12 protein-coding genes are annotated in these 13181 nt (G+C 71.0%); 6 read left to right on the forward strand and 6 right to left on the reverse strand.

Going from position 1 to position 13181, the window contains the following annotated elements; genetic code table 11:
• Positions 1–180: 180 nt before the first annotated feature.
• Positions 181–933 (reverse strand): SDR family oxidoreductase, encoded by a 753-nt coding sequence (locus AB0M73_RS48525; RefSeq protein WP_363906801.1) that lies wholly within the window; start codon positions 931–933, stop codon positions 181–183.
• Between the two features lie 30 nt (positions 934–963).
• Positions 964–2304, reverse strand: a complete 1341-nt coding sequence (locus AB0M73_RS48530) for an FAD-dependent oxidoreductase (protein ID WP_363906803.1) — start codon at positions 2302–2304, stop codon at positions 964–966.
• Positions 2305–2422: 118 nt separating this feature from the next.
• On the opposite strand from AB0M73_RS48530, the gene AB0M73_RS48535 reads away from it, so the two are divergent.
• The 3 genes from AB0M73_RS48535 to AB0M73_RS48545 all read left to right on the forward strand — a co-directional run bounded on the left by AB0M73_RS48535 (position 2423) and on the right by AB0M73_RS48545 (position 4183).
• Positions 2423–2857 carry a cupin domain-containing protein gene (locus AB0M73_RS48535; RefSeq protein ID WP_363906805.1) on the forward strand — a complete coding sequence of 145 codons (435 nt, stop codon included), beginning with the start codon at positions 2423–2425 and terminating at the stop codon, positions 2855–2857.
• A complete protein-coding gene (locus AB0M73_RS48540) occupies positions 2854–3204 on the forward strand; it encodes a LuxR family transcriptional regulator (protein ID WP_363906807.1) in 351 nt (116 codons plus the stop codon). The genes AB0M73_RS48535 and AB0M73_RS48540 overlap by 4 nt, the downstream gene beginning before the upstream one ends.
• Before the next feature lie 109 nt (positions 3205–3313).
• The gene (locus AB0M73_RS48545; protein WP_363906808.1) at positions 3314–4183 is read left to right on the forward strand and encodes a sigma-70 family RNA polymerase sigma factor; all 870 of its coding nucleotides are present in this window, start codon (positions 3314–3316) and stop codon (positions 4181–4183) included.
• Between the two features lie 36 nt (positions 4184–4219).
• Here the strand turns inward: AB0M73_RS48545 and AB0M73_RS48550 are convergent, their stop codons facing one another.
• From AB0M73_RS48550 to aceA, 3 genes are all read right to left on the reverse strand, one after another.
• Positions 4220–5095 (reverse strand): methylenetetrahydrofolate reductase, encoded by an 876-nt coding sequence (locus tag AB0M73_RS48550; protein ID WP_363906810.1) that lies wholly within the window; start codon positions 5093–5095, stop codon positions 4220–4222.
• An 87-nt stretch (positions 5096–5182) separates the two neighbouring features.
• Positions 5183–6730, reverse strand: a complete 1548-nt coding sequence (aceB, locus tag AB0M73_RS48555; RefSeq protein ID WP_363906812.1) for a malate synthase A — start codon at positions 6728–6730, stop codon at positions 5183–5185.
• Positions 6731–6741: 11 nt separating this feature from the next.
• Positions 6742–8019 carry an isocitrate lyase gene (aceA, locus tag AB0M73_RS48560; RefSeq protein ID WP_363906813.1) on the reverse strand — a complete coding sequence of 426 codons (1278 nt, stop codon included), beginning with the start codon at positions 8017–8019 and terminating at the stop codon, positions 6742–6744.
• Positions 8020–8220: 201 nt separating this feature from the next.
• Between aceA and AB0M73_RS48565 the strand changes: the two genes are divergently transcribed.
• Positions 8221–9612, forward strand: a complete 1392-nt coding sequence (locus AB0M73_RS48565; RefSeq protein ID WP_363906815.1) for a short-chain fatty acyl-CoA regulator family protein — start codon at positions 8221–8223, stop codon at positions 9610–9612.
• 3 nt (positions 9613–9615) lie between these two features.
• Here AB0M73_RS48565 and AB0M73_RS48570 read toward each other — a convergent pair whose 3' ends face one another.
• Positions 9616–11229 (reverse strand): alpha-isopropylmalate synthase regulatory domain-containing protein, encoded by a 1614-nt coding sequence (locus AB0M73_RS48570; protein ID WP_363906817.1) that lies wholly within the window; start codon positions 11227–11229, stop codon positions 9616–9618.
• A gap of 148 nt (positions 11230–11377) precedes the next feature.
• Between AB0M73_RS48570 and AB0M73_RS48575 the strand changes: the two genes are divergently transcribed.
• The gene (locus AB0M73_RS48575) at positions 11378–12265 is read left to right on the forward strand and encodes a TIGR01777 family oxidoreductase (protein ID WP_363906819.1); all 888 of its coding nucleotides are present in this window, start codon (positions 11378–11380) and stop codon (positions 12263–12265) included.
• Between the two features lie 41 nt (positions 12266–12306).
• Entirely contained in the window at positions 12307–12711 is a 405-nt protein-coding gene (locus AB0M73_RS48580) for a hypothetical protein (RefSeq protein ID WP_363906821.1), read from the forward strand.
• Positions 12712–13181: the final 470 nt, after the last annotated feature.

Here is a 13181-nt window from a genome sequence, read left to right on the forward strand (position 1 = left end):
CTCCGCCCCCCCCCTATACCTACCCCGGTTCACCCACACTCTTCCCCCCCACGACGCTCTTCCGAACTCGGCGCCCTTCCCTGCATAAGCCCCAGCACGAACGCGGGGGGCCGTGCGGGTGGCGCATGGAGGTTCGCCACCCGCACGGGTCTTCGCACGGTCAGACCGTGCCGGCGCAGGTCACTTCTCGCCTTGAGCGGTGAGCCAGGCGGCGAGCCGCGTCTGCGCCAAGCGGACGTCCGGGCCGGGCAGCAGGGCGGTCTGCCCGGGGACTCCGCCGAAGAACAGGGCGTCGGGGTCGGTCACGACCGTGCGAGCGTCCTGGCGGGACTCGAGCACGGTGCGGATCCACTCGTCGAGACCGAGCGACTCGGGCCCGGCGATCTCGAAGATGCCGTTGAACGGCTCGGCGGCGGCGGTGCGGGCGACGGCGGTGGACACGTCGGCGGCGGCCATCGGCTGCGCCTTGGCAGCCGGCAGGCGGACGACGCCGTCGGCGGTGCACATGTCGGCGATGCCGCCGGCGAACTCGAAGAACTGGGTGGCGCGGATGATCGAGTGCGGCAGCCCGGCGCCCCGCAGGATGCCCTCCTGCGCGACCTTGGCCCGGTAGTAGCCGATGTCGGGCATCCGGTCGATGCCGACGATGGACAGCGCAACGTAGTGCCCGACGCCGGCCTCCTCGGCGGCCGCGGTCAGGTTGGTGGTCGACGTGGTGAAGAAGTCCATCACGTCGTCGTCGGCGAACGACGGCGAGTTGGAGACGTCCACGAGCACGTCGGCGCCCTGGAGGACCTCCTTGAGGCCCTCGCCGGTGAGGGTGTTCACGCCGGTGCTCGGCGCCGCCGGCACGGCCTCGTGGCCCTCCGCCCGAAGCTTCGCCACGGCGTTCGAGCCGATCAGCCCGGTGCCTCCGATGACCACGATCTTCATGCTGGTGTCCTTCCCTTGTTGGCTCATCAGCTAGGACAGGACGGAGGCTCGGTTTGTGACAGCCGGAGCGGATCCGTCCCGAAGAAATGCGTCGCGCGGGTGCTCGACGGCGGCCAGCGACACGATGTCGCGGCCGAACAGCGCGGCGGTCAGCCACACCGCCAGCACCCTGACCTTGCGTTCCCACGTCGGCACGGCCAGCACGTGGTAGCCGCGGTGCATCAACCACGCCACCGGCCCCTTGATGGTGATCTTCTTGTACTGGAAGACGCCGCGGCCGAGGCCGAGCGTGGCCACCGAGCCCAGGCTGGGGTGCCGATAGCGCTTCGAAGGGCGCCCTCGTAGCGCGGCGGCGATGTTGCGGGCCAGCAGCTTGCCCTGACGGAACGCGTGCTGGGCATTGGGCACGGTGAAGGCGCCGGGAACGGCCAGGTCCGGCACGGCGGCGTCGTCGCCGGCTGCCCATGCGGCCGGCACGACCTCGGTCTCGGTGCCGATCCGCAGGTCCGGCCGCACGACGACCAGACCGCGAGAGTTGATCGGCAGGTCGGTGTGCTTGCTGACCACGGGGTTGGCGTCATTGCCGGCGGTCCACACGATGAGCTCCGCGTCGAACGAGGAGCCGTCGGTGAGCTGCACCGCACCGTCCACTGCGGACTGCACGGTGCAGTTCAGGTGCACAACTGCACCGCGGCGTTCAAGTGACCGCACGACCCAGCGCCCGGCATCCACCGACACCTCGGGCAGGATCCGGTCGGTGGCCTGCACGAGATGGAACCGCAGCTCCGAGGCCGAAATCTCCGGATACCGCTTGAGCAGCGAAGATGCCAGCGACAGCAGCTCGCCGAAGCCCTCGACGCCGGAGAAGCCACCGCCGACGAAGGCCACTGTGAGCAGCTTGCGCCGTATGGGCCCCGGCGGCAGCGCGGCCGCGCGGTCGAACGAAGTCAGCATCCGGTCGCGGATGGCCACGGCCTCCTCCACGTGCTTCAACCCGATGGCCTGCTCGGCGATACCCGGCACCGGCAGCCGACGGGTGACCGCCCCGGCCGTCACCACGATCACGTCGTAGTCGACGGAGAACTCCGCGCCGTCCGGCGGTTGCACGACCGCGGTCCGCCGGGCGTGGTCGATCAGCCGCACCCGGCCGGCGATCACCTTGGTGCGCCGCAGATGCCCGCGCATGGACACGGCGGCGTGCCGGGCCTCGATCGAGCCGGCCAGCACCTCGGGCAGAAACGGCTGGTAGGTCAGATACGGCCGCGGATCGACGACCGTCACTGAGGCCTCGCCCGCCCGCAGGCGCCGCTCCAGGCCCCGGGCGGCGTAGAAGCCGGCATAGCCACCACCGACGATCAGGATCCGCTGCATACCCGTATGGACAACGCGACCCGCCCGCGCGTGACAAGGTGTGATCGGCGACTCAGCTGTCACAGATCGCGGGCCTGCCCTGTCCTAGCTGACGAACACCGTCGACCAGGAGGCAGCCTTGAGCACCCAGCATGATCACAACCTGCCCAACCCGTACGCCGACGGCCCGCCGCCGCAGATCGACCTGCTCTCGACGGTGACCGGCGTCCCGCAGATCCACGAGCAGGCCGAGGCCATGACCATCCACGTCACGCTGCCGCCGGGCAGCCCGGGCGCGCCGCCGCACCGCCACTCGGGCCCGGCCTACGGCTACGTGCTCAAGGGCGAGATCGTCTTCGAGCTGGAGGGCGAGCCGGAGCGCGTGGTGAAGGCGGGCGAGACGTTCTGGGAGCCGGGCGGCGACGTCATCCACTACCAGGACGGCAATCACCTCATCGACGGGGAATCCCAGTTCGTGGTGACGATGTTCTGCGTGCCGGGCCAGCCGATGCTGATCCCGGTGAGCGCGGAGGAGCTGGCGGAGCGCAAGAGCAGGCGGGCGCCCCGGCCATGACCAAGACGTCGCTCACGGCGGTGGCCCACGGACAGCTGGCCACGGCCCGCAACTGCCCGCAGAACCGCAGCGCCCACACCGTGCACGGCGGCCACGAGCATTCGTTGCGTCAGACGGTGATCGCCTTGCTGGCCAACGAACATCTGCACGAGCAGGAGCACCGCGGCGAGACCACGGTGTACGTCCTGCAGGGGCGGGTGCGGTTGGTCGCGGGGCGGGACAGCTGGGAGGCGGTGCCGGGCGACCTGTTGTCGCTGCCCGACGGCCGGCACCGCGTCGAAGCCGTGTCCGACGCGGTTTTCCTTTTCACGAACGTGGTTTCCGTTGGTGTTCAGTCCAACGGATGATGCCCGACTGATCCGTCGGGACGGGGAAGGCGGCCGGGCTGGCGTACGCTGCGAACGGCAGCGCGCCGCCCGGCCCTGCCGCGCTCCCCGGCGAAAGGGATCAGTGAGCATGGAGACCACGACCCTGGACGACGCGGCCGAGGTCTTCGCCACCGTACGGCCTCGCCTGTTCGGCATCGCCTATCGCATGCTGGGCACCGCCGTCGACGCCGAGGATCTGTTGCAGGAGGTCTGGATCCGTTGGCAGACCTGCGATCGGTCCGTGGTCGAGAACCCGGCGGCCTACCTCGCCACCACGACCACCCGGCTGGCCATCAACGCCACGCAGACCGCCTACGCGCGGCGGGAGAGCTACGTGGGCCCGTGGCTGCCCGAACCCGTGGACACCTCGGCCGACCCGCAGCTGGGCGCCGAACGGGCGGCCGCGTTGGAGCTGGGTGTGTTGCTGCTGCTGGAAAAGCTCACGCCGACCGAGCGCGCCGCGTACGTGCTGCGGGAGGCGTTCGACTATCAGTACCAGCAGATCGCCGAGATCGTGCAGACGACGGAGGTGACCGCGCGGCAGTACGTGAGCCGGGCGCGCAAACACCTCGCCGCCGAGCGCCGGGCCCCGGTCGACCCGTCGGAGCAGAAGCGGCTGCTGGCCGCGTTCGTCCAGGCCGCGCAGGCCGGTGACCTGTCGGCGCTGGAGGAACTGCTGGCCGAGGACGTCGTCAGCTACTCCGACGGCGGCGGCATTGCCCGCGCCACCAAGTACCTGGTCACCGGGGCCGAGCCGGTGGCCAAGCTCATCCGCGCCTGGGGGTCCAGCACCTTCTGGGACGGCCTGGAGATGGAGCCGGCCACCCTCAACAGCGCGCCGGCCATGGTGCTGCGCAGGGCCGGCGAGACGGTCGGGGTGGTCACCGTGACGGGTTCGGCCGAGGGCATCGACCAGGTCATGTGGGTGATCAACCCGGGCAAGCTGACCACCGTCTGACCACAATGGACGGCGGCCGCGCGGCCGCCGTCCAGGTCACACCCGGAGTGGAGAAAGCCCCAGGCGTTCCACCACTTCGGTGGTGGCCTTGGACATGTTGAACGTGTAGAAGTGCACGCCCGGCACGCCCTCGTCGATCAGGCGCTGGGACAGCTCGGTGACGATGTCGATGCCCTCGGCGCGGAACGCCTTCGGGTCGTCGACCAGCGGATCCAACCGGCGGGCCAGCGACGGCGGCACCGGGGCGCCGGACAGCTCGACCGTCTTGCGCAGCGTCCGCACCGTGGTCAGCGGCAGGATCCCGGGCAGCAGCGGGGCGTCGCAGCCGCGGGCGGCCATCCGGTCCCGCAGCCGCAGGAAGTCCTCGGCCTCGAAGAACAGCTGGGCGATGGCGAAGTCGGCGCCGGCCCGGAACTTCCGCACCAGGTACTCGGTGTCGGAGTCAAGGTCGGCCGAACGCGGGTGCCCGTACGGGAAGGCGGACACGCCCACGCAGAAGTCGCCGAGCTGTTTGACCAGCGCGACCAGTTCCTCGGCGTAGGTCAACCCATGCGGGTGCTTGACCCAGTCGCCGTTGGGGTCGCCGGGCGGGTCGCCCCGCACCGCCAGCACGTTGCGCACCCCGACCGCCGCGTACCAGCCGATGACGTTGCGCAGCTCCGCCACCGAGTGGTCCACGGCCGTGAGATGGGCCATGGGCAGCAGCGAAGTCTCCTGCACGACCCGGCCCGTGGTGCGGATCGTGCGGTCCCGACTCGACCCGCCGGCCCCGTAGGTCACCGACATGAAGGCCGGGTCGAGGCCCTCCAGCTGCCGGATCGCCAGCCACAGCTTGTGCTCGTCGGCGGCGTCCCGTGGCGGGAAGAACTCCACCGAGAACACCGGTCTCGGCGCCTTGAGGCGATCAAGCACGTGCGCTTCCACCGCGGGTCAACTCCGTCCTCCCAAGCCTTGAGGACGACCCTACCGGGCCGTCCTCAAGGCCCCATAGAGCGCAGATCACACGAGGTGCCTCGCGTAGGCCGCGGTGGTGAAGAAGGTCGGCAGGCCCGAAGCCAGGGCGTTGCGCCGGAACAGCTCGCGCACGGGTCCGCGCCGTTCCGGCTTCAGCGACAGCAGCTCCTTCTCGACCATGTCCTCGACGAGGTCGGCGGTGACCACGCCGCCATCGGCCAGCGGCGTGCGATGCCGCAGCCACTGCCACACCTGGCAGCGGGCGATCTCTGCGGTCGCGGCGTCCTCCATCAGGCCGTTCAGCGCGGCGGCGCCGGTGCCGTCGAGCCAGGCGTCGAGATAGTGCACGGCGACGGCGACGTTGCCGCGCAGACCCGGCTCGGTGACCCGGCCCGGCGTGCGGTCCACGGCCAGCAGGCCGGTGGCGGTGGCCACGACGTCGGTGCGCAGGCGGTCGAGCTGATCCGAGCGGGGGAACGCGGCGCGGCAGGTCTCGACCAGCGCCGGGTGCGCCACCCACGAGCCGTCGAACCCGTCGATGGACTCCCTTTCCTTGTCCTGCCGGACGATGTCCAGCGAGGTGGCGTTGGTCTCGGGATCGGGGCTGGGCAGGAACGCGGCCATGCCGCCGATGGCGTGCGCGCCGCGCCGGTGGCAGGTCCGGACCAGCAGCTCGGTGTAGGCCCGCATGAACGGCACGGTCATGGTCACCTGGGCGCGGTCGGGCAGCACGAACTCCGGCCGCGCGCCGAAGTTCTTGATGACGCTGAAGATGTAGTCCCAGCGGCCGGCGTTCAGGCCGGCGCTGTGCTCGCGCAGCTCGTAGAGGATCTCGTCCATCTCGAACGCGGCCGTGATGGTCTCGATCAGCGTGGTGGCCCGGATCGTGCCGCGCGGGATGCCCATCCGGTCCTGCGCGAACACGAAGACGTCGTTCCACAGCCGTGCTTCGAGGTGGCTCTCCAGCTTGGGCAGGTAGAAGTACGGCCCGTGGCCGCGCTCGGTCATCCTCCGTCCACTGTGGAACAATGCCAGCCCGAAGTCCAGCAGGGACGCGGAGATCGGCCGGCCGTCGATGACGATGTTCTTGTCCACGAGGTGCCAGCCTCGCGGCCGCACCACGATCGTCGCCGGCTCCTCGCACAGCTCGTAGCGCTTGCCGCTGTCGGCGGTGAAGTCGATGCGACGGTCCAGCGCGTCGATCAGGGTGAGGTGGCCCGAGATCACGTTGTGCCAGGTCGGCGCGGTGGCGTCCTCGAAGTCGGCCATCCACACGTCGGCCCCGGAGTTGAGCGCGTTGACCGCCATCTTGCGCTCGGGCGGGCCGGTGATCTCCACCCGGCGGCGAGCCAGGCCGGGGGCCGGCGGGGCGACCCGCCAGGATTCGTCCTCGCGGATGTGCTTGGTGTGCGGGAGAAAGTCGGGCAACTCGCCCTCGGCGAAGCGGGCCCGGCGCTCCCGGCGGGCGGCCAGCAGCTCGGCCCGGCGGCCGGCGAACTCGTCGTCCAGCCGCACCACGAAGGCGATCGCGTCGGGGGTGAGGATCTCGTCGAACCGGGCCTCGCGGGCGCCGGTGATCCGGATGTCGCGCACGGCGTCTCCCCTCAGAACTGGGCCTGCTCGGTGGAACCGGCCAGCGCGGTGGTCTCGCCGGTCGGGTTGAGGGCGGTGCTGACCAGGTCGAAGTAGCCGGTGCCGACCTCGCGCTGGTGCTTGACCGCGGTGTAGCCCTGGGCCTCGGCGGCGAACTCACGCTCCTGCAGCTCCACGTAGGCGGTCATGCCCTCGTCGGCGTAGCCGCGGGCCAGATCGAACATGGAGTGGTTGAGGGCGTGGAAGCCGGCCAGGGTGATGAACTGGAACTTGTAGCCCATGTGCCCGAGCTCGCGCTGGAACTTGGCGATGGCGGCGTCGTCGAGGTGCTTGCGCCAGTTGAACGAGGGCGAGCAGTTGTAGGCCAGCAGCTGGTCCGGGTACTGGGCCTTGACCGCCTCGGCGAACCGGCGGGCCACCTCCAGATCGGGCAGGGAGGTCTCCATCCACAGCAGGTCGGCGTGCGGGGCGTAGGCCAGGCCGCGGGCGATGCACGGCTCGATCCCGTTGCGCACGCGGTAGAAGCCCTCGGCGGTGCGCTCGCCGGTGGTGAACTCGCGATCACGCTCGTCGACGTCGGTGGTGAGCAGGCTGGCCGCCTGGGCATCGGTGCGGGCGATCACCAGCGACGGCACGCCGGCGACGTCGGCCGCCAGGCGGGCCGCGTTGAGCGTGCGGACGTGCTGGTTGGTCGGGATGAGCACCTTGCCGCCGAGGTGGCCGCACTTCTTCTCGGACGCCAGCTGGTCTTCCCAGTGCACGCCCGCGGCGCCGGCGGCGATCATGGCCCGCATCAGCTCGTAGGCGTTGAGCACGCCACCGAAGCCGGCCTCGGCGTCGGCCACGATCGGGGCCAGCCAGTCGATGCCGGCGTCGACGCCCTCGGCGTGGCTGATCTGGTCGGCCCGCAGCAGGGCGTTGTTGATGCGGCGGACGACCGCCGGCACCGAGTTGGCCGGGTAGAGGCTCTGGTCCGGGTAGGTCTGGCCGGCCAGGTTGGCGTCGGCCGCGACCTGCCAGCCGGACAGGTAGATCGCCTTGAGGCCGGCGCGGACCTGCTGCACGGCCTGATTGCCGGTCAGGGCGCCCAACGAGTGCACGTAGTCCTCGCTGTGGATCAGGTCCCACAGCCGGCGGGCGCCGCGGTCGGCCAGCGTGTGCGCCTCCTGGACGGTGCCGCGCAGCCGCACCACGTCCTCGGCCGAGTACGTGCGCTCGACGCCGCTCCACCGCGGGTCGGTGGCCCACTCCTGGGCGATTTCCTTGGCGGTCTGCGGAACCGTGCTCATGAGACTCAACTCCCGTGGGTCGAATGCGTTGTTCCGACCGTGCCATTGGACCCACGGCGCTGTAAATGCGGCGAAATCGGCTAATTCTTGAAAATCTTGCCGACCGGATCTGCCAACTCTGCTAATGGCGGGGTTAGCAAGAAGGGCCTAGGGTGCTGTTCGGGATGCGAGCGCGACGCCGGTCGCGAGCGGGAGGTGCGGGTGGAGAAGACCTTCGCGGGGGCCCGGTTGCGGCGGTTGCGGGACGAGCGCGGCATGCGGCAGGCCGACCTGGCCCGGCTGCTGGGCATCTCGGCCAGCTACCTCAACCAGATCGAGCACGACTCGCGGCCGCTGACCGTGCCGGTGCTGGTCCGGATCACCGAGGCGTTCGGCGTGGACGCCGGCTTCTTCGCCGCCGACGACGCCGCCCGGCTGGTCGCCGAGCTGCGGGAAGCCCTGCCGGTGGACCGCATCTCCCCCGCCGACCTGCGGGAGCTGGCCGCCTCCATGCCCGAGGTGGCCGAGGCGGTGATCGCGCTGCACCGGCGCGGGCGCAGCCTGGCCGAGCAGGTCGAGGCGCTGGCCGGGGACCGGGCGGTGGAGCAGTCGATCGGCGCACACGAGCAGGTCCGGGACTTCTTCTACCGGCACCGGAACCATTTTCCCGAATTGGACGCGGCCGCTGAATCGATTGCGGAGTCGGCCGGCGTCCGTCCGGGTGAAGTCCGCACGGCCCTGTCTTCGCACCTGTCGCGAATGCACGGAGTCCGGGTCGTGAACGCTCAAGGTGACACATACCACAATGCGTCGGCGGGTGAACTACATCACTACGACGCGGCGGCCAAGGTGCTACACCTCTCCATTCACCTGAGGCCCGGACAACAGGCGTTCCGAATGGGCACGCTCATCGCGCAGCTCGAATTCCCCAGCCTGCTCGACGACGTGGTGGCCCATCTGGAGCCGGGCCCGGAGCGGGCGCTGGTGCGGATCGGGCTGGCCCGGTACGCGGCCGCCGCGCTGATCCTGCCCTACCGCGCCTTCCACGAGACCGCCGAGCGGCTGCGCTACGACATCGAGCTGCTGGCCGACCACTTCGCCATGGGCTACGAGACCATCTGCCACCGGCTGACCACGTTGCAGCGGCCCGGCCAGCGCGGCGTGCCCTTCTCGTTCGTGCGGGTCGACCGGGCCGGCAACGTCTCCAAACGCCAGTCCGCCACCGGTTTCCACTTCTCACGGTCGGGCGGCACCTGTCCACTGTGGAACGTCTACGAGGCCTTCGCCGCCCCCGGCAAGGTGTTGACCCAGGTCTCGGCCATGCCCGACGGCCAGCGCTATCTGTGGATCGCCCGCACCGTGGCCCGCAGCCGCAGCGGCTACGGCGGCCCCGGCAAGACCTTCGCCGTCGGCCTGGGCTGCGAGATCCGGCACGCTTCCCGGCTGGTCTACTCGGCCGGCATGGACCTCGACGACGTGGCTGCCGCGACGCCGATCGGCCCCGGCTGCCGGACCTGCGACCGTCCACTGTGTCCACAGCGCTCCGCGCCGCCGATCGGCCGGCCGCTGCGCGTGGACGAGAACCGCAGCACCTTCGTGCCGTATCCGGTGTGAGGATCACCAGCCGCCGACGATGATGACCTCGCGTTCCCGGAGTTGCTTGTACGCCAGGGCATCGGTCAGCGCGAGCATGCTGGCCTCGACGACGCTGGGGTGCGTGCCGACCGTGGTCCACTCGCCGCCGGCGTCCCGGGAGGTGATCGACACCCGGGTCACGGCCTCGGCGCCGGCCGTCAGCGTGCGGACCTTGTAGTCCACCAGCTGGACGTCGCCGAGCCAGGCCAGGTGCGGGGCCAGGGCCTGCCGCAGGGCGGCGTCCAGGGCCTCGACGGGACCGCTGCCGTCGGCCGAACCGTGCGCCTCGGCACCATCGATGGCCAACAGCACGTTGGCCTCCGAGCCGACCGATCCGTCGGGGCGGCGGGCCAGCAGCACCCGGTAGGACAACGCGTCGTACGGGGCGACGTTCTCGCCGACCTCCTTGCGTAGCAACAACTCCAGCGAGGCATCGGCCGCCTCGAAGGACCAGCCGGCGGTCTCCATGTCCCTGATGCGGGCCGACACGCGGTCGAGGGTCTCCGGCGAGACCGGCAGGTCGAGGCCATATTCCGCGGCCTTGAGCTCGATGCTGACCCGGCCGACCGTCGCGGCGACCAGGGTCCGTGCGGTGTTGCCGAATGCGGCCGGGTCGACGTGGCTGTGCATGATGGGATCCACGGTGGTCGACGCGGTGAAGGCGGCGCTGCCGACGTAGGGCCGGTGGATCTCGGGGCCGACGTTGGCGATCTCGGCCACCGCCTGCGAGGTTCGGGTCAGCTCGGCCAGACCGCCCTGTGGCAGCACGGGAAGCTCCAGCTTGGTGACGAGATTGCCGATCACCGTGAACAGGTCGGGGTTGCCGACGCGCTCGCCGTAGCCGTTGGCGGCGCAGCGCACGTGCATGGCCCCGGCCTGCACGGCGGCGATGGTGTTGGCCACCGCGCAGCCGGCGTCGTCACGGCAGTGCACGCCGATCCGGAAACCGGTGCGGAAGACCACTTCCTGCACGATCTCGCTCAGCCAGCCCGGCAGCTGGCCGCCGTTGGTGTCGCACAGCACGGCGACATCGGCGCCGGCCTCGACGCCGGCGGTCAGCACCCGCAACGCGGCGTCCCGGTCGTGCTCGTAGCCGTCGAAGAAGTGTTGTGCGGCAAGGAAAACCCGGCGGCCCTCGCTCGTGAGGAAACGTACAGTGTCGCCGACCGCCTCGGTCTGCTCGGCGACGTCGATGCCCTGCACGCGCTCGATGTGCCGGCGGTCGGCCGGCACGGCCAGCGTCACCACCGGCGTCTGCGCGTCGAGCAGGGCCCGCACCTGCGGGTCGCCCTCGGCCTTGCGGCCGGGCTCGCCGACAGTGCCGGCGGCGACCAGCACGGCGTGCCGCAGCTCCAGCTCGCCACTGCCGGCGCGGCGGAAGAACTCGATGTCCTGGGGTGTCGCGCCCGGCCGGCCGCCCTCGATGTAACCGACGCCGAGGTTGTCCAGCAGGCGGGCCACCTCCAGTCGGTCCTTGACCGAGTAGGCGATGCCCTCGCGCCGCGCGCCGTCCACCAGGGTCGTGTCGTACAGGTGGAAGTCGTCGCCCAGCGGGGTGCCCTGCGGGATCTGCCGGCCCGCGCAGCCGCGGCTCATCGGATCTCACCGTTCTCGGTCATGACCATCCCCGTTCTTCAGACGTACGTATATATAAGCGCACCGACCGGCGGTTGAGTCCCCCTAAGCGCGCGCCGCCACCCCCTAACCGCTAGGGTGTTAACACCGTTAACCCAAGGAGGGTCCGATGCGGGTAGTGGTGGCCGGCGCGTCCGGTGTGATCGGGACCGCGCTGACGCCGGTCCTGCGCGCCGCCGGGCACGAGGTGATCCGGCTGGTCCGCCGCGCGGCCTCGGCCTCCGACGAGCGGTCGTGGGATCCCGACGCCGGGACCATCGCCGACGGCGCCCTGGACGGCGTCGACGCGGTGATCAACCTGTGCGCGGTCGACACCACCGCCAAGCGCTGGACGCCCGCGTTCAAGCAGGAGCTGTTGGACAGCCGCGTGGTTCCCACCCGTGTGCTGTCCGAGGCCGTTGCCTCCCACGGCGTTCCGGCGCTGCTCAACAGCTCCTCCGTCGCGTACTACGGCGACACCGGCGACCGCGTGATCGACGAGTCCGTGCCGGCCGGTTCCGGGTTCCTGGCCGAGATGGACCGTGACCGCGAGGCGGCCTGTGTCGCCGACGCCGACGCCCGGGTTGTGTTGCTGCGCACCGGAATCGTGTTGTCGCCCACCGGCGGGCTACTCGGTCAGCTGCGGCCCATGGTCGCATGGGGCTTCGGCGGGCGGATGGGCGACGGCCGGCAGTACCTGTCGTGGATCTCCCTGCACGACGAGGTCGCCGCCATCCAGTTCGCCTTGGAGCACAAGGAGGTTCGCGGCCCGCTCAACCTTTCCGGGCCGCAGCCCGTCACCAATGCCGAGATGGTCCGTTCCGTCGGGCAGCTCCTGCGCCGGCCCACGCCGTGGGTCTACCCCGCCTGGCTGCTGCGTGCCTTCGCCGGCGAACTCGCCGACGCCGGCGCCCTGACCGGTCAGCGGGCGGTGCCCGATGCTTTGCTGCGGCACGGTTTCGAGTTCCGTCACCCCACCGTGGCCGAGGCCCTCGCCGCCGCTGGGCCGATCGGGTAATCGGGGCCCGCCGCCGTCCGTTGGCGTGCCAGGCTCTGCCGGTGGATGTCGACGCCCTGATCACTCAGGTCGGCCCCTTGGCCACCGCCGCCGTCGCCAAGTGGGGCGAGTCCGCGCTGACCAAGGCCGGCGACACCGCCGCCACCGAGTCCGTCAAGCTCGGCCAGCGCCTGCTGGCCACGCTCTTCTCCCGCGCCAAGGCCGAGGAACCCGTCCGCTCGGCTGTCGCCGACCTCGTGTCAGCCATCGACGACCCCGACTTCCAGGCCGCGCTGCGGGCCCAGCTCAAGAAGGTCCTGCGCGAGGACCCCGCCCTCGCCGCCGAGCTGTCCTCCATGCTCGCCACCGCCGGTCCCTCGGCGTCCGAGCGGGGCATCGCCATCGGCGGCGACAACACCGGCATCGCGTCGAGCGGCGACGGGGCCATCAACATCCAGCGCCGATGACCGTAGGCGGCGAGGTCAGTGGATGTCCTTGGGGGCGTCGAGGAGGAGTGACACCGCGATGGTGACGACGGTGTCGCGGGTGAAGATGTCGACGCCGCCGAGTTTGGCGGACCAGCCGGAGATACATCGAGGTGCCGATGCGGTCGAGGATGTAGCCCTCGGCCGGAACTGGCCGGGGCTTGGCGTCCAGCGGCAGCGGGGCGAAGGTCTTCGTGGGCGTGGCAGCCACGGCCGGGCCGGCCAGCGACGTCACGCCGCGAGCGCCCTGGATTTCCCTCAGAGCCGGGTGGGAGCGGGCTCCGAGTCCGAGACGCGGGGTGTGGGGGGGGGCGCCGCCGGGGGCCCCACCGGGGCAGGCCCCCCGGATGAGTGAGGGAGGGGGGGGGGGGGGGGGGGGTGGCGGGGTGGGGGGGGGGGGGTGCGTGGCGCGACAAGGGTTTGGGGGGTGCGTGCGTTTACAGAAGGCTTGG

This window comes from Kutzneria sp. NPDC051319, assembly GCF_040682195.1.
Taxonomy (GTDB): Bacteria; Actinomycetota; Actinomycetes; order Mycobacteriales; family Pseudonocardiaceae; genus Kutzneria.

Coding starts and splice junctions, on each gene's coding strand:
- AB0M73_RS48525 (WP_363906801.1), bottom strand. CDS start 933: ATGAAGATCGTGGTCATCGGAGGCACCGGGCTGATCGGCTCGAACGCC.
- AB0M73_RS48575 (WP_363906819.1), top strand. CDS start 11,378: ATGCGGGTAGTGGTGGCCGGCGCGTCCGGTGTGATCGGGACCGCGCTG.
- AB0M73_RS48570 (WP_363906817.1), bottom strand. CDS start 11,229: ATGAGCCGCGGCTGCGCGGGCCGGCAGATCCCGCAGGGCACCCCGCTG.
- AB0M73_RS48530 (WP_363906803.1), bottom strand. CDS start 2,304: ATGCAGCGGATCCTGATCGTCGGTGGTGGCTATGCCGGCTTCTACGCC.
- AB0M73_RS48545 (WP_363906808.1), top strand. CDS start 3,314: ATGGAGACCACGACCCTGGACGACGCGGCCGAGGTCTTCGCCACCGTA.
- AB0M73_RS48540 (WP_363906807.1), top strand. CDS start 2,854: ATGACCAAGACGTCGCTCACGGCGGTGGCCCACGGACAGCTGGCCACG.
- aceA (WP_363906813.1), bottom strand. CDS start 8,019: ATGAGCACGGTTCCGCAGACCGCCAAGGAAATCGCCCAGGAGTGGGCC.